This window comes from Egicoccus sp. AB-alg2, assembly GCF_041821065.1.
Taxonomy (GTDB): Bacteria; Actinomycetota; Nitriliruptoria; order Nitriliruptorales; family Nitriliruptoraceae; genus Egicoccus.
This window is the reverse complement of the sequence record NZ_JBGUAX010000009.1, coordinates 112256-132242: the sequence shown is the minus strand read 5'-3', so window position 1 is coordinate 132242 and position 19987 is coordinate 112256. Positions and strand designations below refer to the sequence as shown.

Below are 19987 nucleotides of genomic sequence, written 5' to 3'. Positions count from 1 at the left end.
AGCCGGGACCTCATGTCACTCGTAGACGAACTTCTGTGGGCCGGGGAACACCCAGGCGAGCCCGTCGCGCAGGCGATCGCGCCAGTTCTCCCAGTTGTGGCCGTCGCGCGCCTCGACGTAGCGCACCTCCGCACCCGTGCCGCGGAACACCGGCACCATCGCGCGACTGCCCCGGATCATCGGCTCGTACGTCCCGCAGGTGACGTACAGCCGGTCCGCGACCCGGGTCGGCTCGGCCCGGTAGGCGTTCACGAACGCGACGACCGGGTCGAAGACCGGCCCGCCGCCGTGATCCGAGCCGATATCGGTGAACGCGAAGGACCCCGACTGCAGCAGCAGCGAACCGAACCGGTCCGGATAGCGCACCGCGGTCGAGAACGCGGCGATCGCCCCGAAGCTCGAGCCCATCAGGCAGCGACCCCCGCGGTGGTCGATCAGTGGCAGCGCCCGTTCGAGCTCGGGCACGAGCTCGTCCGCGACGAAGCGTGCATGGCCCTCGTGGTTCGCGTACTCGACCAGACGGTCGCCGGGATCGAGGAACACGGCGACGAGTTCGGCGACGTCGAGCCGGTGGATCAGGTTGTCGAGCACCGTCTGCGCGGCGGCGAAGGTGAGATAGTCGGTACCGTCGTGGACCACCAGCAGGGGGTAGCGCGCGGTCGGCCGGTAGCGCGCCGGCAGGTACACCTTGGCGTGCACGCTGCGGCCGAGCGCGGCGCTGTGCAGCACGAGGTCGCGTAGCTCGCCACGGCGCGCGTCCTCGTCGAGCTCGATCCAGTCGGGGACCTCGTAGCCGGTGCCGTGGACGACCGAGTTCGAGCCGTACGGGTTGTGGGCGTGGTTCGGGTTGCGCGGGTCCTCGACGTTGTCGACGTGGTCGCCGTGCACCACCTCCAGGCGGTACTCGACCCGGGAACCTTCTGGCAGGTCGGTCACGGCGAACCACAGGTCGGTCCCGTCGAGGCGCTCCATCGGCAGCGGGTTCGGCAGGCCGACGACCCAGTGCTGGACGCGGACCGCGTCCGCCTCGCCGCGCCACAGGAAGGTGCCCGTCGCACCCTCGACGAGGGGGACGTCGTGCGCGTCGAGGAAGCGGTCCACGGCCGCGGCGTCGGCGCCGCCGTGGCGGAGCTGGTCGATCGCGAGCGGCTGGGCGCCGACGTGCAACATCAGCTGGCCTCCGCGTGCAGGTGCCCGTCGAGCCCCACGGTCGGCAGGTCGGTGGCGCCCGTCGCTCCGTCGGGACACGACAACCGGGCACCGTCGTCGAGCACGACGCAGCGGGCGGGCGCGAACCGCCGTGCCAGCAGGGCCATGCGTTCGTGGTCGTCGATCCGCAGCCGACGTCGGGCGTGCGGGAGCGGCACGACGCCCCGGCACAGGCCGAGTCCACGTGCGTGGACCTCCGCGTGCCCGGGACTGTGCACGGCCAGGTCGTGGTAGAGCACGACCCGTTCGGAGATCGCCATCGCCCCCGCGGACCACGCGATCACCGGACGCTCGCCGAGCACCCCGGTCAGTCCGAACAGGCGCAGGCAGTGCAACAGGACGGCGACGTGGCCGCCGGCGATCGCGACGGCCTCGGTCCCACCGACGAGGCGCGCGACCGCCGCCCGGTGCTCCGCCACGACGGGGCGCTCGGACAGCCGGAGTTGCTGGGCGAAGTCCGCCTCGACCTCGTCGATCCGGTCGAGGTGGCGGGCGTCGAGACGACGGATCTCCTCGACCGCGTCCGCCATCTCGGCGTCGCGCAGCCCGGGGTCGCGCGCGGCGTGGTGCCGGAGGGCACTGATGCCCTCCATCGCGTGGTGCAGGCGCCGCAGGTACAGCGCCTGCAGCTCGTCGATCCGGTCGCGTCGGGCGCGGTCGGCCTGCGCCAGCTCGTCGTCGTCGCGCAGCGCATCGGCCCAGCGTGCGTACAGGCGCAGGTTGACGCTGCGTTCCCCGAGCAGTTCGTCGAGCTCGCGATCGTCCGGCTCGCGCTCCTGCCACCCGGCGTTGACGGTCGCGATCGGCCCGTCGAGACCGAGGTCGGCCACCGCGTCGGCGAGCGTGGGTCGGCGCTGCGGACCGAGGAGCAGCACGTCGTTCACGAGGCGTGGACCTGCACCGTCCGTCCGACGTCGTCGAGCATGCGACGCAGCTCGTCGTAGTCGGGATGCCGCATCCGCACGTACGCGTTGGCCATGTACCCGGCCTCGATCGGCTGCGTCGCCGTGCCGGGCTCGGGCAGGTGGGCGTCGATCACCCAGGACCCGTACCGCTGCTGGGCCTCGTCCAGTCCCGAGTAGCCGGTGATCCGCCCGTCGGCGTCGGGGCGCAGCGCGATGATGCCGGCCGCGTAGCGTCGCGACGCATGCTGCGAGGGGCCGCCGTGCACGATCGCGTGGGCCCACTCCCGGTACAGGTCCATCTCGTTGCCGGCCGAGTACAGGTCCCACGCCCCGACGCCCGGTGGCCGGCACCCGATCTCCGAGAAGCGCAGACCCTTCGGTCCGAAGAACCATTCCATGTGCGTGGCGGAGGTGCCGATCCCGAGCCCGGCGATCACCCGCCGGCCCATCTCGCGGACCTCCTCGTAGTCGGGGGCCTCGTCGAGGCGGTTGGTCGCCACGAACTGCGGCGAGATCCAGCGGGTGCGCATCGCCTCGAGCACGTTCGGGTAGTAGTGCGAGACGAAGTCGTGGACGACGTGCCCGTCGACGGTCAGCGTGTCGTAGAAGCCCTCGTGGCCCTCGACGAACTCCTCGACCGCGATCGAGTCGGTCCCCTCCGAGCCGAACACGCCAAGCGCATGGTCGAGCTGGTCGCGGTCGTCGACCCGCACGGTGCCGGCCGCTCCGGCCGCCGCCCGGGGCTTCAGGATCAGCGGGAACCCGACGTCGGCGGCGAAGGCGTGGGCCTGGGCCGCGCTGTCGACCGCGGCCGACGCGGCCGTCGGGACGCCCGCGTCGCGCAGCACCTGCTTCATCGACGGCTTGTCGCGGCACAGCCAGGCGGTCCGCGAGGAGGTACCAGGGATCCCGCAGGCCTCCCGGACGTGGGCCGCGGGCAGCGTGTGCGCCTCGATCGTGGCCTCGAGTCGGTCGACCCACAGCTTGCTCTGGACCCACCGCACGACCTCGGTCATGCGGCCGACGTCGGTGACCGAGGGGACCTGCTCGTAGTGGTGCAGCCAGCCCTGGAGGTCGTGGTCGAGGGCGTCGAGGGGCGACTCGCCGATGCCCACCACGGTCGCCCCGACGGCGGCGAGCCCGCGCACGAACTCCCGCTGGTTGCGCGGGAAGTGCGGCTCGACGAAGACGACGTTCACGATCGCGACCCTAGCCCCATCGTCCCTGCCGGCAGCCCGTCCAGTCGGGCTAGGGTCCGCGGCATGGTCACCGCGGTCTTCGTCGCCCCGTACCTGCTCGAGGCGACCGAACGCTTCGTCACGGGAGCGACGCACCTCCCGGACGTCCGCGTGGGCATCGTGACCCACGAGCCCGCCGACCGGCTGCCACCCCACCTCCGCGAGCGCCTGGTCGCCCACTGGCGGGTCGACGACGCGCTCGATCCGTCCCAGCTGGAAGCCGCCGTGCGGGGGTTGGCCGGACAGCTCGGCGGGGTCGACCGGCTGGTCGGGATCCTCGAACAGCTGCAGGTCCCGCTCGCGCAGGTGCGCGAGTCGCTCGGGATCAGCGGCATGGACGTCGCGACCGCACGCAACTTCCGGGACAAGAGCCGGATGAAGCAGGTGCTGCGCGAGGCGGGCGTGCCCTGTGCGCGGCACCGGCTCGTGCGCTCCGCCGACGAGGCGACCCGCTTCGTCGACGACGTCGGGTTCCCGGTCGTCGTCAAACCCCCTGCGGGCGCCGGCGCACGCGACACCTTCCGCCTCGACGGTCCCGACGCGCTGCGCGGCTGGCTCGCGGTGCAGGCACCGTCGGGCGACGCGCCGGCGCTCCTCGAGGAGTTCGTGGTCGGTGACGAGCACTCCTTCGACAGCGTCACGGTCGACGGCAACGTCGTGTGGCGCTCGATCTCCCATTACCTGCCGACCCCGTTGGAGGTGCTCCGCAACCCCTGGATGCAGTGGGCCGTCCTGCTGCCCCGTGAGCTCGACGCGGACACCTACGGCGGCATCGACGCCGCCGGCCCTGCCGCGGTCCGGGCGCTCGGGCACCGGCGCGGCCTGACCCACCTGGAGTGGTTCCGGCGCGGCGACGGCAGCGTCGCCGTCTCCGAGGTCGCGGCCCGGCCACCCGGTGCGCAGCTCAGCGCGGCCATCGCCTACGCCCACGACGTCGATCTCCACCGCGCCTGGGCGGGGATCGAGATCCTCGACCGCTTCGAACCGCCCGAGCGCCGGTGGGCCGTCGGCACCGTGTACCTGCGGGGGCAGCATCCCGCCGGGTCGGCGCCCCCCGGCAGCCGCGTGGTCGCCGTGCACGGGATCGACGCGCTCCAGGCCGAGCTCGGACACCTGGTGGCCGAGGCCCGCGTGCCGACGCCGGGGCAGCCGGCCGGCGACGGCTACGAGGGCGAAGGCTGGGTCATCGTGCGTGACCACGACACCGGGGTGGTCGTCGACGCCGTGAAGCGGATCCTCGGCGGTCTGCGCGTCGAACTCGGCTGAGACGGGAGGAACCATGGACGTGCTGATGATCTCGCCGGGCTACCCGGCGGAGATGGCCCAGTTCACCCGCGGGCTCGCCCAGGTCGGCGCCCGGGTGATCGGGCTCGGCGACCAGCACGTCGACGCGCTGCCGCCGACGGCCCGCGACGCGCTCACCCACCACCTGCACGTGCGGTCGCTCACCGACGAGCGCGCCGCCCTGGACGCGGTCGCCTCGGTGCTCGGTCACGTCCGGTTCGAGCGCGTCGAGTGCCTGTGGGAGCCCTACATGGGGCTCGCCGCCCGGCTGCGGGAGGCACTCGGTGTCCGCGGGCTCACGGGCGAGCAGACCGAGCGGTTCCGCGACAAGGAGCTGATGAAGCAGCGGCTGGACCAGGCCGGGATCCGGACGCCGTGGCATCAGACCGCGACGACCGCCGACGGGGTCCGGGCGATCGCCGAACGCATCGGCTACCCGCTGATCGTCAAGCCGATCGCCGGCTACGGCTCCGCCGACACGTACCGGGTCGACGACGCCGGGCAGCTCGAGCAGGTGCTGCCGCTGCTCCGCCCGGTGCCGGTGGTCAGCGTCGAGGAGTTCGTGGACGGCGAGGAGTTCACCTACGACACGATCTGCGCAGACGGGCGTGTGCTGTTCGAGAACATCGGCTGGTACCGGCCCCGCCCGCTCGTCATGCGGCAGAACGAGTGGATCAGCCCCGTGTACGTCGCGCTGCGCGACCTCGAGGTCCCCGACCTGCAGGGCGGGCGCGAGATGGGTCGGGCGGTGCTCGACGCGCTCGGATTCCGCGACGGGTTCACCCACATGGAGTGGTACCGCAAGCCCGACGGCGAGGTGGTCTTCGGCGAGATCGGTGCCCGGTCGCCGGGGGCCCGGACCGTCGAGGTCATGAACCACGCCACGGAGAGCGACCTGTTCGTGGCCTGGGCGGAGGCGGTCGTCCACGGTCGGGTGTCGCGGCCGATCGAGCGGCGTCACAACGCCGCGGCGGTCTTCAAGCGTGCCCGCGGGCAGGGGCGCATCACCCACGTGGAGGGGCTCACGCGGCTGCTGAGCGAGTACGGCGACCACGTCGTCACCCTCGACCTCGCCCCCATCGGCGCGCCCCGCAAGGACTGGCGGGCCTCGGTGACCGCCGACGGCGTGCTGATCGTGCGCCACCCGAACCTCGGGGCGACCCTGGAGATGGCCGACCGCTTCGCCGCGGAACTACACCTGCACGCGGCGTGACCCACCGCGGCCCGCCGGAGGGGCGGGTCGACCAACGGCAACGACCGCACGGGAGACGGAACGTGAGCGAGCACCTGATCGGCCTGCTGCTGGGCATGGAGGAGGACTGGTCGTCGACCTTCGAGGAGCTCGTCCGGCGGCTCGACCTCAAGATCGAGCACGGCGGGGAGACCCACACGTTCCGCACCGAACGGGTCACGATCGAACCGTTCCGGCTGCGCGCCGTTCCGCGCTACGACCTCGTGATCGACCGGCTCGCGCACTGGTACTACGTCCCGCGCGAGTGGCTGAAGAAGGTCGCCATGATGGACGGGGTCTACCTGCTCAACAACCCGTTCACGTTCCAGGCGATGGAGAAGCACGCCGCCTACTGCGCCATGATGCGACTCGGGCTGCACGTCCCCGAGACGTGGCTGTTGCCGCACAAGCACCCGCCGCAGGACTCGCGGTTCGCCTACACCGCGGCCCGCTACAACCAGGCCTTCGACCTCGAGGAGATCGCCCAGCAGGTCGGGTTCCCGCTGTACATGAAGCCCTACGACGGCGGGGCCTGGGTGGGAGTGACCCGGATCGACGACGCCGACGAGTTGCTGGAGGCGTACGACGACTCGGGCCAGCGGCTGATGCACCTGCAGGCCGCGGTCGACTTCGACGTGTTCGTGCGCACCCTGTCGATCGGTGCGGAGACCATGACGATGCACTTCGACCCGTCGCAGCCGAACCATGCCCGCTACCTCGTCGATCACGACTTCCTGTCCCCGGGGGTGGGGCAGGAGGTGCGCACGATCGGGCGGATCGTCAACGCGTTCTTCCGGTGGGAGTTCAACTCCTGCGAGACGCTCGTGACCGACGGGCTGGTCCAGCCGATCGACTACGCCAACGCCTGCCCGGACGTGTCGATCACGAGCCTGCACTACTACTTCCCGTGGGCGATGAAGACGTTGCTGAAGTGGAGCGTGTTCTGTGCCGCCACCAGTCGGAACATGCGGATCAACCTCGACCCCGATCGCTGGTTCCAGATCGCCGACGACCAGGACCTCGACGAGGGCGACAAGCTCGCTGCCTACCACCGGCTGACCGACGAGTACTTCGAACAGGACGCCTACGACGCGTTCTGCGCCGAGCATCTCGGGCACGTCGACGAAGCGATGGTGGATCTCGTCCGCTCCGACTGGTTCGACGGGCTGGTCGTCGACACCGTCAAGGGGACCTTCCCCGCGCACGAGCACGACCACTTCGTCGAGCACTACCGGGGGTTGCTGCGGGCCTGGGCCGACGACCAGCACCGACCGCGGCCGGTTCCCGGGGCCGCATCCGGTCACGGGCGTGCGTGACCACACCCTCCGCCAGCGGGGCCGGGGGTGTCGATCGTCATGGGTCGAGGTCATGACGCGCGACACGCGAGGCCAGCCGCACCCGTCCCTACCGTCCATGTCGATCGGACGACGAAGGGAACGGCCGTGCCCGCAGCCATCGAGGTCGAGGGACTGCACCGTCGCTACGGCGACACCGTGGCGGTCGACGACGTCAGCTTCGAGGTACGCCACGGCGAGATCTTCGGCGTCCTCGGCCCCAACGGCGCCGGCAAGACGACCACGGTCGAGATCGTCGCGGGCCTGCGACGGGCGGACCGGGGCCGCGTGCGCGTGCTCGGCCTGGACCCGGAGCGTGACCGCTCCGCCCTGCGCCGCGTGCTGGGTGTGCAGCTGCAGCGTGCCGCTCTGCACGGGGCCCTGAAGGTCCACGAGCTGGTCACGCTGTTCCGTTCCTTCTACCCGCGGGGGCGTGACCCGGACGAGCTCATGCGCTCACTGGGCCTGGACGAGCAGCGCGACACCCGCTTCGACGACCTCTCGGGCGGACAGCAGCAGCGGCTGTCCATCGCCCTGGCCCTGGTCGGTGACCCGCGCGTCACGCTCCTGGACGAGCTGAGCACCGGGCTGGACCCCGAGGCGCGCCGCGGCATCTGGCGCCTGGTGGAGGACCTGCGGGACCAGGGCGTGACGATCGTGCTGGTCAGCCACCAACTGGAGGAGGTGGAGCGCCTCTGCGACCGCGTCGCGGTGCTCGACCGCGGACGGGTGGTGGCCCTCGACCGGCCCGACGGGCTGGCGGCGGCCGCCGGGCTGCCGCCTTCGGCCAGCCTCGAGGACGCCTATCTGGCGCTCACCTCCCGCACGACCACCGACGCCGACGGAGGTCGCCGATGAGCACGCACGCCCTCCCCGGTCGCGGGCTCCGGCCCGGCCCCGACGCGTGGCTGCAGCTGGGCCTGGCCGAGTCACGCATGGTCGCCCGCGACACCTCCGGACTCCTGGTCCCGATCGGGATGCCGGTGCTGATCATGGTGCTGGCCGGCCTGGACGCGCAGGAGGTGGTCCCGGGATGGGGCGGAATGACGGTGTTCGACGTCTACGTCGTCCCGCTCGTGCTCGTGATGGTGGTCGCCCTGGTCGGCGTGGTGAACATGCCGAGCTTCCTCGCCACCTATCGCAAGACGGGCGTGCTGCGGCGTCTCGCGGTGACCCCGGTGCATCCCGCCATGGTGCTGGTCGCCCAGTTGCTCACGAGCCTGGTCCAGACGATCCTCGGTGTGGCGATCGCGCTGGGCGTCGCCGCCACCATGTTCGGTCTGGCCGCCCCCCGCGACCTGGCGGCGGTGGTCGGTGTCATGACGCTGGCGACGGCGGCGATGTACGCCCTCGGCATGCTGGTCGCCGCCGTCGCGCCCACCCCGAACGCGTCGGTCGCACTCGGGCTGACGATCTTCTTCGCCATCGGCGCCACCGGCGGCCTGTTCACCTCGATGGAGGCGTTGCCCGACGCCATGGCGTCCGTGGGACGGGTCCTGCCGTTCGGCGCGGCCCACGAATCCCTGCAGGCCGCATGGCTGGGTCAGGCCCTGCCGCTCACCCCACTGCTGGCACTCGCCGCCACCGCCGTGGTGGCCGGCGCGCTCGCGGCGGTCTGGTTCCGGTGGGACCGCTGACGTCGCCGGGCGGCGCCGACTCGGCGTTCCCGACCCCTTCGGCTGGCCGTGCGACGACCGCAGCAGCGCTGGTCACCGCCTCGCTCGTCCATCAGACCTCTGCGGGGGTCCTGCAGCGCTTCCTCTACGGGGCCGGAGCCACGCTGGGGGAGACCTTGATGACGTTCCTGCCGATCCCACTGGCGATCGCTGGAACGGCCGTCGTGGCGTCGGCGGGCATCCGGCGAGATGAGCGAAACGAGCGGCGGCAGCACGGTCGTGGCACCACCGAGACCCGCAGGTAGCGACAGCGGACCCAGCTGACCGTCTCGGGCGAACGGGGGCGCTCGCGGCCACGGGGGAACAGAACGGAGGATGGCGTCAGGCGCGCTCGGCGCGGACCACGAGCACGCGGGACGAACTCGTGACGTTCTCTCCACCCCAGCCGCCACGGATCTCGACACGGTCGAAGCCGGCGTCGTGGAGCGCGGCCCGGATGGCGTCGGCGTCACGGAAGTGCAGGACGCTCGTGTACACGCGGTCGTCGCCGTCGGGGAAGACGTTGTGGGCGTCGAAGGTCACACGCCCGCCGGTGACGTCGGTGACCTCCACCCACTCCGTCAGCATCCCCAAGTGGGTGTGGCGTTCGTCGTAGGTCGCCTCACGCGTCCATTCCTCCCACTCGCGCGCGGTCGGGTTGCGCGTTTCGAAGCTCACGACGCCCCCAGGCCGGAGGCCGTCATGGATGCGTCTCGTGGCGATGGTGAGGGCGGGTCCGTCGAGGTGCATGATCGCGTTGCCGGTGCAGAGCACGAGATCCACGTCGCCCGACGGGAGGATCGACGTGGCGTCCCCTTCGAGCCAGGTGACCGCCTCGGCACCCGGCTGCCGGCGGGCCCAGTCGAGCATGGTGGGGCTCGGGTCGATGCCGGTGACCGAGCGACCTGCCTTGGCGAGTCGGCGGGTGAGTAGTCCGGTGCCGCAGCCCAGATCGACGATCCGGCGGGCGTCCAAGGTGTCGGCCAATGCGCGGTAGAAGTCGTGATCTCCGCCGCCGGGGTTGTCGAGGTCGTAGAGCGCTACCAGGTCGCGGTCGCCATACGGATCGGTCAGCATGTCCCCAGCCTAGGGAGCCGCCGATGCCCGATGCGGCAGCGCCGTGCCGAACGCTCGCCCGTCCGGGACCGACCAACGGCGATGTCGAGCCAGCGCCGCACGGTCGAGCCAGCGACGCATGGTCGGGCCGAGGGCGCACCGGTGTGACGCTGAGCCGGCCGTGCGTCAGGGGATCGACCGCGTGCTCGGCGCGCTGGCTTCTGCGGGAGCGCTTCGGCGGTGGCCGAGCCGGGCTCAGCGGCGGTGGGCGCCGTCGTCGGGCCCGTCCACGCCGACGAGACCGAGGTGCAGCGCGCGCAGCACCGCACGGGTGCGGTCGCGCACACCCAGCTTCAGCAGCACCGCGGACACGAGGTTCTTCACCGTCCCCTCCGCGAGGTGCAGCGCGGCGGCGATCTCGCGGTTGGCCAGTCCGCTGGCCATCAGCCGCACGACGTCGATCTCACGAGGCGTCAGCGGATCGACGGGACCGGACGGGTCGCCGTGGTCGTCGGTGCGTCCCGTCCCGCCCTGCAGGCCGCGCAGCAGGCGCTGGGTCACGGCCGGTTGCACGGAGGTGCCGCCGGTCGCCAGGGTGTGCACGGCCCCGACCAGTTGCTCGAGGGTGACGTCCTTCAGCAGGTAGCCGCGTGCGCCGGCGCGCAGCGCCTGCAGCACCAGTTCGTCGTCGTTGAAGGTGGTCAGCACCAGCACCGGTGTCGGGTCGCCGCGTTCGGCCAGCGCCTGCAGCGTGGCGATGCCGTCACGCCCCGGCATCCGAAGGTCGAGGAGCAGCACGTCCGGAGCCAGGGTGGCCACGGCGTCCAGCGCGCCGTCGCCGTCCTCCGCCTCGCCGACCACCTCGACGTCGTCGGCGAGTGCGAGCAGCCCGGCGATCCCTCGGCGGACCAGTGTCTGGTCGTCGGCCAGCACGACGCGGATCACGGGGCCGGCACCCGGACCGTGACGGGGAAGCCGGCACCGCCCGCGAAGGTGGCCGTCCCGCCCAGTGCCTCGACGCGCTCGCGCATGCCGCGCAGACCGTTGCCCAGGACGACCTCGTGGGTGCCGTTGCCGTCGTCGCGCGCCGTCAGCAGCAGGCCGCTCGCGTCGTCGACGGTCACGTCGATCCACAGGTGTCGGGCGTCGGTGTGCCGGATGGCGTTGGTGAGCAGTTCCTGCACGCACCGCACGACCGCGACGGTGCGGCGCTCGTCCACCGTCAGTGCCTCGTCGATCGACAGGTGCACGGCCGGACGCGGCACGTCGGCGACCACGTCCGCCACCAGCCCGGCGAGGTCCGGCCGTTCCTCCCGCAACTCGTCGACGGTGTCGCGGACGTCGCGCAGCAGCGTCCGGGCGATGGTGCGGGCACGCTCGAGGTGGGTTGCCGCCGGCGGGGTGGCGTGGTGGCTGGCGACCTCCAGTTCGAGCGTCAGCGCCGTCAACTGGTGTCCGACCACGTCGTGGAGGTCACGCGCGATCCGCAGCCGCTCGGTACCGCGACTCTGATCCTCCAGCAGCGTTGTCGCGGCCCGCAGCTGCGTGTGCGTCTCGGCCAGCTCCCGGCGGGAGCGCTCGACCCGCAACTGCGCGAGCACGGCGACCACGCTGACGGACTGCAACAGCAGGTACAGCAGGCCGCTGAGCACCGTGTCGAGCGCCCGGCCGGTCGACCACCAGGCGGCCACGGCAGCCACGACCGCATTGCCGGCGACGATCGCCACCGTGACGTTCCGCGAGACGAGATAGCAGCTGAGCGCGGCCGTGAACACCAGCAGGATCGGCGTCCAGCCGACGCGTGGCGCCAGCAGCACCACGACCGGGCCGAGCAGCACCTGGCCCGCGAAGACCCGCACGAGTGCCGGCCGCGGCAGCTGTTCGGCCAGCCACGTCGAGCCGATCAACGTCGACACGAAGCCGGCGAAGGCCAGCCACCACAGCCACGCCGGCCCGGTCGTCGGATCCTCGCCGGACAGTTGGACGAGCAGCACCGGCAGGCCCGTCGCCACGCACAACAGCGTGACGAGCGAGCCGGCGAGCAGGTCGGGATCGATGCGGCGCACGACCCGGACCCTAGGAGGCGCCCGACCGGCCGGCCCGTGCCGATCGTCATGGATGGCCCCGCACGCACCGTCCGGTCCGCGGCCCGCGGCGCGCGAGGTGCACGGTGACCGCCGAGGGCCGCGCGCCACCGGCCGTGGGTGGAGGCGGCGTGTAAGGCGACCGTCGCTGCGTCGTCAGGAGTCCCGGAGGCCGGCATCACCGACCTCGACACGGAGAGGAGCTCCCATGGGCGTCACGACCACCACCCACGCCGCGTCCGTCTCCGCCCGCCTACCGCGAGCCCGGGCCGGGACACCGGCGCCGGTGTCGTGACATGCTGGCCGACGACGAGCCGGGAAGGGGCGCCCGTGCGAACCGACGAGGAGTTGGTCGTCGCGGCGCGGTCGGGCGAGCCCGCGGCCTTCGGGGCGCTGGTGGAACGCTGGACCAGCCGATGCTGGAACATCGCCTGGCGCATCCTGCACGACCGCGACCTGGCGGCCGACGTGGCGCAGGAGACGCTGCTGACGGCGTGGCAGCAACTCGACCGCCTCCAGCAGCCGGCGGCGTTCGGCGGGTGGGTGTCGCGCATCGCCCGCAACCGTGCCCTGGACCGGCTCGAGCAGGAGCGTCGTGCCGTGGCCACCGCTGACCACGAGTCGCTCGCCGGCCGGATCGCCGAGGACGCGGGCGCCCAGGTGACCGACCCGGTCCTCGTCCACGAGCGTGGGGAGCGCCGCGATCTGGTGTGGGCCGCCGCGGCCGCGCTGGGGGAGCGGGACGCGAGCGTGCTGGACCTGCACCTTCGCCACGGCCTCGAGCCGCGCGAACTCGCGGCCGATCTCGGCATCGCGCCCAACGCGGCCCACCAGGTCCTGTTCCGGCTGCGCAAGCGCCTGGGCGTCGCCATCCGTGCCTGGCTGCTGTGGCGAGGTGGACGTCCGCGCTGCGAGCGGCTTGCGGCCGAACTGGCGGCGGCCGACGTCGAGGTGTTCGGGGCGCCCGCCGTCACGCTCATCGAGCGGCATGCCGACGGCTGCCTCACGTGCGAGCAGGAACGGGCGGCCGTCGTGGCGCCGGCGGGCCTGTTCGCCGGGGTGCCGATCGCGGCGATGCCGGCCACGCTGGCCGACCGCGTCCTGACCGGCCTGCAGCAGGCGGGGGTGCCGGTCGCGGCGGCCGGCCGCGAGCCCGCGTTCGGAGTCGAGCCGACGGCCGCCTCGGTGGGCACCCCCGACGTGGCGCCACGCGGCCCGCGGGCCGGGAGGTGGCTGGGTGCGGGCGCCGGCGTGGGCGTCGCCGTCCTGGGCCTCGCCGTCGCCGGGCTCGTGTGGTCGCTCGCCGGAGGCGGCGTCGGCCCGCAAGGCGCCGTCCCACCGCCCGCTGTGCCGGCGGCGGACGAGGACCCGGCCGCGGCGGAACCGACCGACGCTGCCGCCGACCTCGACCCACCGACCACCTTCGTACTGCCGCCCCATCCCGGCGGTGGCGAGGATCCTGCGGTCGTCCCGGTGCTCCCGGCACCCACCCCGCCGCCCCTCGGTGCCCCGGACGCTTCCGGCGACGCGCCGGCCGGGGACGATCCGGTGCTCGCGCCGCCCGGCGAGGCACCCGCCGGCGGGGGCGGAGAGTCGCCATCCCCGCCGGTGCCGTCACCCAACGGACCGGCGCCGGGCGGGCCGGCGCGCGACACCGACGCGCCCGACGCGGGCGATCCACCGGAGGAGGACGGCGAGACAACGCCGCGGGCGGTCATCGAAACCTTCGAGGTGGTGGCGGCACGTGGGCAGTTCCCGTGCGAGGACGGTGCCTTCCCGGTGCATGCCTCCTGGGTGACGGCGGATGCCCCCGACCTCCGGCTGCGCATCGGCGACACGGTGGTCGAGACCGGCCTGCCGGGCCGGGCCGATCGCCATCCCGTGTGCGCCGCCACGCCGTCCGCGACGTTCACGCTGGTCGCGACGGGCGTCAGCGGTGACACCGTCACGGCCGACGCCCGCCTCGGCTGACGACCGCCCGGCCCGTCCGGACCGAGGCATGTCGCGTCACGGCGTGGGCATGGAGACCGCATGCCCCGAGACGCGGATGCCGCCGAGGGCCGCCACCTCGACGTACAGGTGTGACGGTCGCCCGAGGTCCTCGCCCTGCAGGACCTCGAACCGCGCCGGGGCGGCCAGGTGTCCCGACGCGCGCAGGTAGGCGCCCGTCGCCGCCGCGGCGGCCCCGGTCGCCGGATCCTCGACGACCCCGCCCACCGGGAAGGCGTTGCGGGCGTGCCAACGGTCGATGCGCTCCGGCCACAGCAGCGCCACGGTCGTGAGCCCGTGCGCCAGCATGTGCGCGCGTAGGGCCTCGAAGTCGTAATCCAGGCGGGCCAACCGCTCGCGCGTGCGGAGCACCAGCAGCAAGTGGAGGGCGCCGGCGAAGGCGACGGCCGGCTCGAACACCGGATCGAGCTCCTCCCGTCGCAGCCGCAGCGCCGACAACGCCGCGTCAAGCACGTCTGGCGCGGCCGGTTCCACCGAGGGCTCGACGGACGTCAGCGTGGCCAGGGCCCGGCTGCGGTCGTCGACCGACAACTCGACGGTGACGGCGCCGGCCGGGGTGTCGAACCGGACGGTGCCAGGACCCTCGCGGCCGGCGAGCAGGACGCCTGCGGCGATCGTCGCATGGCCGCAGAACGGCACCTCGGCCATCGGGGCGAAGTAGCGCACGGTGTAGCGGTCGTCGCCCGAGGGCACGAGGAAGGCCGTCTCCGAGTAGCCGACGTCCGCGGCCATCTCCTGCATCTGCAGCGCGTCGAGTGGTGCGTCGGTGATCACGACCCCGGCCGGGTTCCCGCCATCCGGGTCCGTCGTGAACGCCGCCAGGCGGTGAATCGTCGCAGCGGCTTCGGGCATGGTCTCCCACCGGACTCGAAAGGGGCGCGCTCGCGGCGCAGCCGGGCTGGGCAGAGCTACCACCCGTGGCCCCGCCGCGCCGCCGAAAGCGCATCACGAGCACGGCGCGGGCCGCGTGGCGGGCGGTCGGGGGAGTCGGCGGGCGATGCCGAGTGGCCGGGCCACCAACCGTCGCATCGCCGCGCCGAGGCGCCGGGACCTGAGCCCCGAGGTGCTCGGTGAACGCCGGGTGTGCGGCACCGGGTCCCAGAAGGTGTCGAACAGCACCTTGCCGAACAGCGGATCCATCGCTTCTCCTCGTGTCTGGTGCGGTGTTCAGTGGCGGTCGTCGCCGCGTTCGCCATGACGGGCAGATGCGTGGCGCAGCGCCAGCAGCCGACGCACGCGTCGCGCCGCGATCGGCCGCGTCGTGTGGCGACGGGGTGCGGTGATCGGCCAATCGGTGGTCCGGTAGGTGGTGAGGTGTTCCATCGTGGGCTCCGTCCAGCGAGGTCTGTCGATATCGACAATAATTATGTCGATATCGACAGACAAGGGCGGGAGAGCATTCGCGCGCTCAACGCTCGACGACGTCAGAGTCGTCATCGACTAACCTGGCTCGGCATGGTGGATCAGGTCGCACACGTCGTCGCCCAGTGGGCCGCTCGCCGGCCGGACTGGGACCTCACGGGCATGGCCGTCTTCGGGCGTGTCTACCGGCTGGCGCGTCTCGCCGAGCTGCGGCGCAACGCGCTGCTGGAGCCCTACGGGCTGCAGGTGGGCGACATCGACGTCTTGGCGCCGCTGTGGCGGGAGGGCGGCGGCCTGCGCCCGCTCGACCTGCGCCGTACCCAACTCGTGGGGTCCGGCACGCTGACGGCGCGGCTCGACCGTATGGAGCGGGCCGGATACCTGGAGCGCCGACCCGACCCCGAGGACCGGCGCGGACGCCTGCTGTATCTCACGGCGGCCGGTGAGGAACTGCTCCCGCGGCTGGTCGAGCAGCTGCTGCAGATCGAGAACGACCTGCTCGCGGCCCTGCCCGCTGGTGCCCGCGAACGATTGGCGCGTGATCTCGGACGCATCCTCGAGGCTGCCGAGGGCAGCTGAGCCCGTCGCGTGCCTCAGTCGCTGGCGGTCGTGGCGGACGTCGGCCGCTCACGCCGGCGTCGACGGTGGGCAGCGACCTTCGTGCGGGTCTGGCAGGTGGTCGAGCAGAACCTGCGCGTCGACGTCGGCGACGTGTCCACGTACACGTCACCGCAGCGCTCGGCGTCGCAGGTGCCGAGTCGTCGCACGCCCGCCCCCTCGCCCAGGGCCTGCACCAACGTGATCGCGCAGGCGCTCAGAACGGCCGGCATCCCTGCCGCCGCCTGCCAGGCGAGCATGGGTCGTCCGCCCACGGCCTGCACCCGCGTCAGGGGGGCGAACTCCACCAGCACACCGTCGAGGTGGTCGATCGCCGCCTCGGCCGTCGACGCCGCGAAGACCGGGTCGAGCCGGTCGGCGACTTCGCGAAGGGCTGGCACGTCCAGGCGGCCGGCGAGCGCCGGAGGCTCGGGCAACGTCTCCGGTGACGGATAGGGCCGCTCACGCTCGCCGGCGGCCTCGCGGGCGCGCGTCCCGTACTCGTTGACCACCGCCACGATCCAGGCGAGCGGTACCGGGTCCGTCCACGTCGTCATCGCCCCAGTGTAACCGTCATCGGTCGTTGGAGGGTTGCACGCCGCACCGCGTCACCGTAACGTGCAGAAAGCCAAAAGGCAGTTACGACCGAAAAGGTCCAGTGGGGAGGTGGCCCGTGCCGGCGCCCGAGCTGTTGCCCACGTTCCTGCTCGCCACCGCGCTGGTCTGCGCCGCGCCCGGGCCGGACCTCGCCTTCGTCGTCGCCTCCGGCATCGCCGGCGGGCCTCGCGCCGGGGTGCTGGCCGCGCTCGGCATGTCCGGCGGGATGCTGGTCCACACCACGCTCGCCGCGCTCGGTCTGGCCGCCCTGCTCCGGACGGCGCCCGTACTGCTCGACGGCGTGCGCCTGCTGGGCGCGGGTTACCTGCTGTGGTTGGCCGCCGTGACGTTGCGCGCCGCCCGGCACGCCGGTATCCCGGAGCGTGGCCCGGACGGCGCGGGGGCCATCCTGCGTCGGGCCTTCGTGACGAACCTCGCCAACGTGAAGGTCGTGCTGTTCTTCGCGGCCTTCCTGCCGCAGTTCGTCCGGCCGGACCGCGGCAGCCCGACCCTGCAGTTCGTGGTGCTCGGTCTGCTCTTCCTGGTGGTCGGGCTGAGCATCGACGTCACCGCCGGCCTGGCCGCAGGCCGCATCCGGGCCTCACTGGCCAGGGGGTCACGCCTGCCGGTCGTGCTCGACGTCGGCGCGGCGCTCGTCTTCGCGTCGATCGCCGCGTTCCTGCTGGTGGAGGTGCTCCACGTCTGAGCCGCACGACCGCATCGGCGTCACGGGCGCGTCCGCAGGTAGAGATAGAAGACCACGCTGTCACAGGCCGGCGAGCAGTGGACCGCATGCTCGACGCTCGGCGGGACGTGCCAGTAGGCGCCCTGCGTGAGCGTGCGGTCGGCGACGTCGACCTGACCCTCGGCCAGCCAGACGTGGTGCTCGGCCGCGGCGTGCCGGTGCTCGGGGACGACGGAGCCGGCGCTCATCCACAGCACACCGGCCGTCGCTCGCTCGTTGCGCCACAACAACGTCGACTCCACGCCCGGGTACAGCGGCTCGCGGTGGCGTCCGGTGACGCCCGGCGCGTCGAGCACGAACTGCGAGGTGGCCAGCAGGGCAGCGGGATCGCTCATGACGCCCTCCGTGGAGGCGGTCACTGCGACGCTGCCGGACGCCGACGCCCACCGGCAGGGTCGATCGCCCCCGGCCGCGGTGGCGGCGCCAGAGTCGTCGGGCGCTCGTCGAGGTCCTGCGCATGCCCGGCGTTGCGTCACCCCCGGGCATGAGGTTAGGTTGGCCTAACTCCTGTTGCGTCAAGCGACGCAGGCGTGAGTGACGCGAGGTCTGGATGGCAGCGCACGTGGACACCGGAGCCGCGCCGAAGAGCGTCGGCACCTCGGCGGGTGCGTCGGTCCGACCAGGAGAGGAACCGCTCGCCCGCTTCGCCCAGGTGATGGCCGAACTCGACGCCGCCTCCGGGTACGTCGAGCTACGAGTCGGCACCCCGCCGGGCTGGCAGCCGTTGACCGCGGCCGTCGTCGCCGCACCCGCCTGGCTGGACGAGCTGACCGTGCGCATCGGCGAGCGCCGCGCTGCCGCCGCCGCGCTCGCCGCGTGGCTCGCGCAGGTACCGGCGTTGCTCGTGGGGCTGCCCGCCCTCGCCGGCGCCCCGCCACCGGTCCCACCCCTGGTCGACCTCACCGTCCGGCGTCACGCGGACGGCTGGTTCGACGGGCTCGCGATCGCCCCCCGGAACGTCGTCGACGTCGAGGACGGGCTGGAGGCCGCGGCCGCGACCATCCACGAGCTCACCGCACCCGTGGTCGCGGCACTGAGCCGGTCGTTGCCGGTCGGTGCGTCCGCGATCTGGGGTGCGGTCGCCGACGGCTTGGCCGGTCAGGCCCTGTACCTCGATCGGGAACGCGGCGCCGACACCGACCGGACGTGGTCGCGGACGCAGCGACTCCTGGACGGACTCGAACGGCGACTGGCGAGGCGGCTGGTGCGGCCGCGCCTCCTGCTCGTGCCGTGGACCGGTGGGGTCGCGCACCACGTGGTCAGAGGCAGCTGCTGTCTGTACTACCGGGCATGCGACGCGCCTGACCCTCGCGGCGAGGGCTACTGCGCCACCTGCCCGCTCCGGGACCCCGACAGCCGTCTGCGGCGACTGCGCGACCACCTCGAGGCCGAGGCAGCTCGCCACTGAGCTCGGGTCCTCCGGCCGACGACCGGTGACCTGTGGCCGGTGTCGCCGGCCGTGGCTGGCGTCACGATCGAGCCGGCAGCGTCCGCAGCGGCGAGGATCGACGCGAGGGCCGACATGAACGAGACCCTGCGCCTGGGGACGATCGCCGGCATCCGGGTCGGCGTCAACTGGAGCGTCCTCATCATCTTCTGGCTGCTGCTCGTCGGCCTCGCGGCGGGCCGCTTCCCGGCGATGTACCCGGACCACTCGGCGACGGCCTACGGCATCGCCGGGGCGGTGGCCGCGATCGTCTTCTTCGCGTCCCTGCTCGCGCACGAACTCGCGCACGCCCTCGTCGCGGAGCGCTACGGCCTCGAGGTCGAAGGCATCACGCTGTGGATGTTCGGCGGTGTCGCGCGCCTGCGCGGTGACGCGCCGAACCCGTCGGCGGACCTGCGCATCGCCGGCGTCGGCCCGCTGGTCAGCCTGGTGCTCGGCGCCGTGTTCGGTGCGATCGCCGTCCTGGCGCGTGGTCTGGGCGTGGCAGGTCTGCCGTTCGCGGTGCTGTCCTGGTTGGCCGTGATCAACGTGCTGCTGGCGGCCTTCAACCTCGTCCCGGCCGCTCCCCTCGACGGTGGCCGCATCCTGCGGGCGCTGATCTGGCGCCGCAAGGGTGACCGGCTGCAGGCCGCGCTCGTCGCCACACGCGCCGGGCGGCAGTTCGGCTTCGTGATGATCGGGCTCGGCATCGTGCTCTTCCTGATGATGCCCGGCGGCGGCGGGTTGTGGCTCGCGCTCATCGGCTGGTTCATCGCCTCATCGGCGGGTGCCGAGGAGCAGCGGGCGCGTCTGCAGCGCTCGCTGCAGGACCGCCGCGTCGCCGACGTGATGTCGCCCGACCCGGTCACGGTCCCGGACACGCTCACGGTCGGTCAGCTGCTGGACGCCTACCTGCTGCGCCACCGCTACTCCGCGTACCCCGTGGTCAGCATGGACGGGTCGCTGCAGGGGCTGACGACCCTGCAGCGCGTGAAGGAGGTGCCGCCCGAGGACCGCGAGGTGCTGCCGATCATGCGCGTGGCGTGCCCTGCCGAGGACGTGCCGCGGGCCGCACCGGACGATCGCCTCGTCGACGTGCTGCCGGCCATGGGTGCCAGCCGGGACGGGCGACTGGTGGTCGTGGATGCCGGCCGGATCGTGGGCATCGTCTCCGCCACCGACGTGGCCCGGGCGGTGGACGTCGCCGAGTTGCGGACCCGCGCCGGCTGACGGTCGGCCCTCCTTCCCGAGGTC

At 72.9% G+C, this 19987-nt stretch carries 21 protein-coding genes; 10 read left to right on the top strand and 11 right to left on the bottom strand.

Features of this window, described 5'->3' with window-relative positions:
• Positions 1 to 15: 15 nt before the first annotated feature.
• Genes ACERM0_RS18340 through ACERM0_RS18330 form a run of 3 tightly spaced genes read right to left on the bottom strand, consistent with a single transcriptional unit; the run spans position 16 to position 3313 of the window.
• Positions 16 to 1170, bottom strand: coding sequence for an alpha/beta hydrolase-fold protein (locus ACERM0_RS18340; protein WP_373680074.1), 1155 nt, complete (start codon positions 1168 to 1170; stop codon positions 16 to 18).
• On the bottom strand, positions 1170 to 2093 hold the full coding sequence (locus tag ACERM0_RS18335; RefSeq protein WP_373680073.1) for a Type 1 glutamine amidotransferase-like domain-containing protein: 924 nt from the start codon (positions 2091 to 2093) through the stop codon (positions 1170 to 1172). Before ACERM0_RS18335 ends, ACERM0_RS18340 begins: the two co-directional genes overlap by 1 nt.
• Entirely contained in the window at positions 2090 to 3313 is a 1224-nt protein-coding gene (locus ACERM0_RS18330) for an ATP-grasp domain-containing protein (protein ID WP_373680072.1), read from the bottom strand. The genes ACERM0_RS18335 and ACERM0_RS18330 overlap by 4 nt, the downstream gene beginning before the upstream one ends.
• Before the next feature lie 63 nt (positions 3314 to 3376).
• Here ACERM0_RS18330 and ACERM0_RS18325 point away from each other — a divergent pair, with 63 nt between their 5' ends.
• The 5 genes from ACERM0_RS18325 to ACERM0_RS18305 all read left to right on the top strand — a co-directional run bounded on the left by ACERM0_RS18325 (position 3377) and on the right by ACERM0_RS18305 (position 8838).
• Entirely contained in the window at positions 3377 to 4618 is a 1242-nt protein-coding gene (locus tag ACERM0_RS18325; protein ID WP_373680071.1) for an acetyl-CoA carboxylase biotin carboxylase subunit family protein, read from the top strand.
• A 13-nt stretch (positions 4619 to 4631) separates the two neighbouring features.
• Entirely contained in the window at positions 4632 to 5849 is a 1218-nt protein-coding gene (locus tag ACERM0_RS18320) for an acetyl-CoA carboxylase biotin carboxylase subunit family protein (RefSeq protein ID WP_373680070.1), read from the top strand.
• A gap of 62 nt (positions 5850 to 5911) precedes the next feature.
• On the top strand, positions 5912 to 7183 hold the full coding sequence (locus tag ACERM0_RS18315) for a RimK family alpha-L-glutamate ligase (RefSeq protein WP_373680069.1): 1272 nt from the start codon (positions 5912 to 5914) through the stop codon (positions 7181 to 7183).
• A gap of 126 nt (positions 7184 to 7309) precedes the next feature.
• Positions 7310 to 8059, top strand: a complete 750-nt coding sequence (locus ACERM0_RS18310; protein ID WP_373680068.1) for an ABC transporter ATP-binding protein — start codon at positions 7310 to 7312, stop codon at positions 8057 to 8059.
• A complete protein-coding gene (locus ACERM0_RS18305) occupies positions 8056 to 8838 on the top strand; it encodes an ABC transporter permease (protein WP_373680067.1) in 783 nt (260 codons plus the stop codon). The genes ACERM0_RS18310 and ACERM0_RS18305 overlap by 4 nt, the downstream gene beginning before the upstream one ends.
• A gap of 360 nt (positions 8839 to 9198) precedes the next feature.
• Here ACERM0_RS18305 and ACERM0_RS18300 read toward each other — a convergent pair whose 3' ends face one another.
• From ACERM0_RS18300 to ACERM0_RS18290, 3 genes are all read right to left on the bottom strand, one after another.
• The gene (locus tag ACERM0_RS18300) at positions 9199 to 9933 is read right to left on the bottom strand and encodes a class I SAM-dependent methyltransferase (protein WP_373680066.1); all 735 of its coding nucleotides are present in this window, start codon (positions 9931 to 9933) and stop codon (positions 9199 to 9201) included.
• Positions 9934 to 10167: 234 nt separating this feature from the next.
• Complete coding sequence (locus tag ACERM0_RS18295; RefSeq protein WP_373680065.1) at positions 10168 to 10857, bottom strand: response regulator; 690 nt, start codon at positions 10855 to 10857, stop codon at positions 10168 to 10170.
• The gene (locus ACERM0_RS18290; protein ID WP_373680064.1) at positions 10854 to 11978 is read right to left on the bottom strand and encodes a sensor histidine kinase; all 1125 of its coding nucleotides are present in this window, start codon (positions 11976 to 11978) and stop codon (positions 10854 to 10856) included. The genes ACERM0_RS18295 and ACERM0_RS18290 overlap by 4 nt, the downstream gene beginning before the upstream one ends.
• 348 nt (positions 11979 to 12326) lie before the next feature.
• On the opposite strand from ACERM0_RS18290, the gene ACERM0_RS18285 reads away from it, so the two are divergent.
• Positions 12327 to 13967, top strand: coding sequence for an RNA polymerase sigma factor (locus ACERM0_RS18285; RefSeq protein ID WP_373680063.1), 1641 nt, complete (start codon positions 12327 to 12329; stop codon positions 13965 to 13967).
• A 36-nt stretch (positions 13968 to 14003) separates the two neighbouring features.
• Here ACERM0_RS18285 and ACERM0_RS18280 read toward each other — a convergent pair whose 3' ends face one another.
• The 3 genes from ACERM0_RS18280 to ACERM0_RS18270 all read right to left on the bottom strand — a co-directional run bounded on the left by ACERM0_RS18280 (position 14004) and on the right by ACERM0_RS18270 (position 15443).
• A complete protein-coding gene (locus ACERM0_RS18280; RefSeq protein ID WP_373680062.1) occupies positions 14004 to 14858 on the bottom strand; it encodes a PhzF family phenazine biosynthesis protein in 855 nt (284 codons plus the stop codon).
• A gap of 93 nt (positions 14859 to 14951) precedes the next feature.
• Positions 14952 to 15146: a hypothetical protein gene (locus ACERM0_RS18275; protein WP_373680061.1), complete on the bottom strand. Its 195-nt coding sequence runs from the start codon at positions 15144 to 15146 to the stop codon at positions 14952 to 14954.
• A gap of 27 nt (positions 15147 to 15173) precedes the next feature.
• A complete protein-coding gene (locus ACERM0_RS18270) occupies positions 15174 to 15443 on the bottom strand; it encodes a hypothetical protein (RefSeq protein ID WP_373680060.1) in 270 nt (89 codons plus the stop codon).
• Positions 15444 to 15461: 18 nt separating this feature from the next.
• On the opposite strand from ACERM0_RS18270, the gene ACERM0_RS18265 reads away from it, so the two are divergent.
• Positions 15462 to 15947, top strand: a complete 486-nt coding sequence (locus ACERM0_RS18265) for a MarR family winged helix-turn-helix transcriptional regulator (RefSeq protein WP_373680059.1) — start codon at positions 15462 to 15464, stop codon at positions 15945 to 15947.
• A 14-nt stretch (positions 15948 to 15961) separates the two neighbouring features.
• Here ACERM0_RS18265 and ACERM0_RS18260 read toward each other — a convergent pair whose 3' ends face one another.
• Entirely contained in the window at positions 15962 to 16522 is a 561-nt protein-coding gene (locus ACERM0_RS18260; protein WP_373680058.1) for a CGNR zinc finger domain-containing protein, read from the bottom strand.
• 116 nt (positions 16523 to 16638) lie between these two features.
• On the opposite strand from ACERM0_RS18260, the gene ACERM0_RS18255 reads away from it, so the two are divergent.
• Positions 16639 to 17268, top strand: a complete 630-nt coding sequence (locus ACERM0_RS18255; protein ID WP_373680057.1) for a LysE family translocator — start codon at positions 16639 to 16641, stop codon at positions 17266 to 17268.
• 20 nt (positions 17269 to 17288) lie between these two features.
• Here the strand turns inward: ACERM0_RS18255 and ACERM0_RS18250 are convergent, their stop codons facing one another.
• The gene (locus ACERM0_RS18250; RefSeq protein ID WP_373680056.1) at positions 17289 to 17642 is read right to left on the bottom strand and encodes a cupin domain-containing protein; all 354 of its coding nucleotides are present in this window, start codon (positions 17640 to 17642) and stop codon (positions 17289 to 17291) included.
• Positions 17643 to 17857: 215 nt separating this feature from the next.
• Here ACERM0_RS18250 and ACERM0_RS18245 point away from each other — a divergent pair, with 215 nt between their 5' ends.
• Both ACERM0_RS18245 and ACERM0_RS18240 read left to right on the top strand, forming a co-directional pair.
• Positions 17858 to 18715 carry a (2Fe-2S)-binding protein gene (locus ACERM0_RS18245; RefSeq protein ID WP_373680055.1) on the top strand — a complete coding sequence of 286 codons (858 nt, stop codon included), beginning with the start codon at positions 17858 to 17860 and terminating at the stop codon, positions 18713 to 18715.
• 114 nt (positions 18716 to 18829) lie between these two features.
• The gene (locus tag ACERM0_RS18240; RefSeq protein WP_373680054.1) at positions 18830 to 19963 is read left to right on the top strand and encodes a site-2 protease family protein; all 1134 of its coding nucleotides are present in this window, start codon (positions 18830 to 18832) and stop codon (positions 19961 to 19963) included.
• The last annotated feature ends 24 nt before the right edge of the window (positions 19964 to 19987 follow it).

Bases quoted from the DNA above. Each gene is read 5' to 3' on its own strand.
- ACERM0_RS18340 (WP_373680074.1), bottom strand. From the start codon at position 1,170: ATGTTGCACGTCGGCGCCCAGCCGCTCGCGATCGACCAGCTCCGCCAC.
- ACERM0_RS18325 (WP_373680071.1), top strand. From the start codon at position 3,377: ATGGTCACCGCGGTCTTCGTCGCCCCGTACCTGCTCGAGGCGACCGAA.
- ACERM0_RS18320 (WP_373680070.1), top strand. From the start codon at position 4,632: ATGGACGTGCTGATGATCTCGCCGGGCTACCCGGCGGAGATGGCCCAG.
- ACERM0_RS18305 (WP_373680067.1), top strand. From the start codon at position 8,056: ATGAGCACGCACGCCCTCCCCGGTCGCGGGCTCCGGCCCGGCCCCGAC.
- ACERM0_RS18300 (WP_373680066.1), bottom strand. From the start codon at position 9,933: ATGCTGACCGATCCGTATGGCGACCGCGACCTGGTAGCGCTCTACGAC.
- ACERM0_RS18280 (WP_373680062.1), bottom strand. From the start codon at position 14,858: ATGCCCGAAGCCGCTGCGACGATTCACCGCCTGGCGGCGTTCACGACG.
- ACERM0_RS18275 (WP_373680061.1), bottom strand. From the start codon at position 15,146: ATGGATCCGCTGTTCGGCAAGGTGCTGTTCGACACCTTCTGGGACCCG.
- ACERM0_RS18270 (WP_373680060.1), bottom strand. From the start codon at position 15,443: ATGACGACTCTGACGTCGTCGAGCGTTGAGCGCGCGAATGCTCTCCCG.
- ACERM0_RS18265 (WP_373680059.1), top strand. From the start codon at position 15,462: ATGGTGGATCAGGTCGCACACGTCGTCGCCCAGTGGGCCGCTCGCCGG.
- ACERM0_RS18260 (WP_373680058.1), bottom strand. From the start codon at position 16,522: ATGACGACGTGGACGGACCCGGTACCGCTCGCCTGGATCGTGGCGGTG.
- ACERM0_RS18250 (WP_373680056.1), bottom strand. From the start codon at position 17,642: ATGAGCGATCCCGCTGCCCTGCTGGCCACCTCGCAGTTCGTGCTCGAC.
- ACERM0_RS18245 (WP_373680055.1), top strand. From the start codon at position 17,858: ATGGCAGCGCACGTGGACACCGGAGCCGCGCCGAAGAGCGTCGGCACC.
- ACERM0_RS18240 (WP_373680054.1), top strand. From the start codon at position 18,830: ATGAACGAGACCCTGCGCCTGGGGACGATCGCCGGCATCCGGGTCGGC.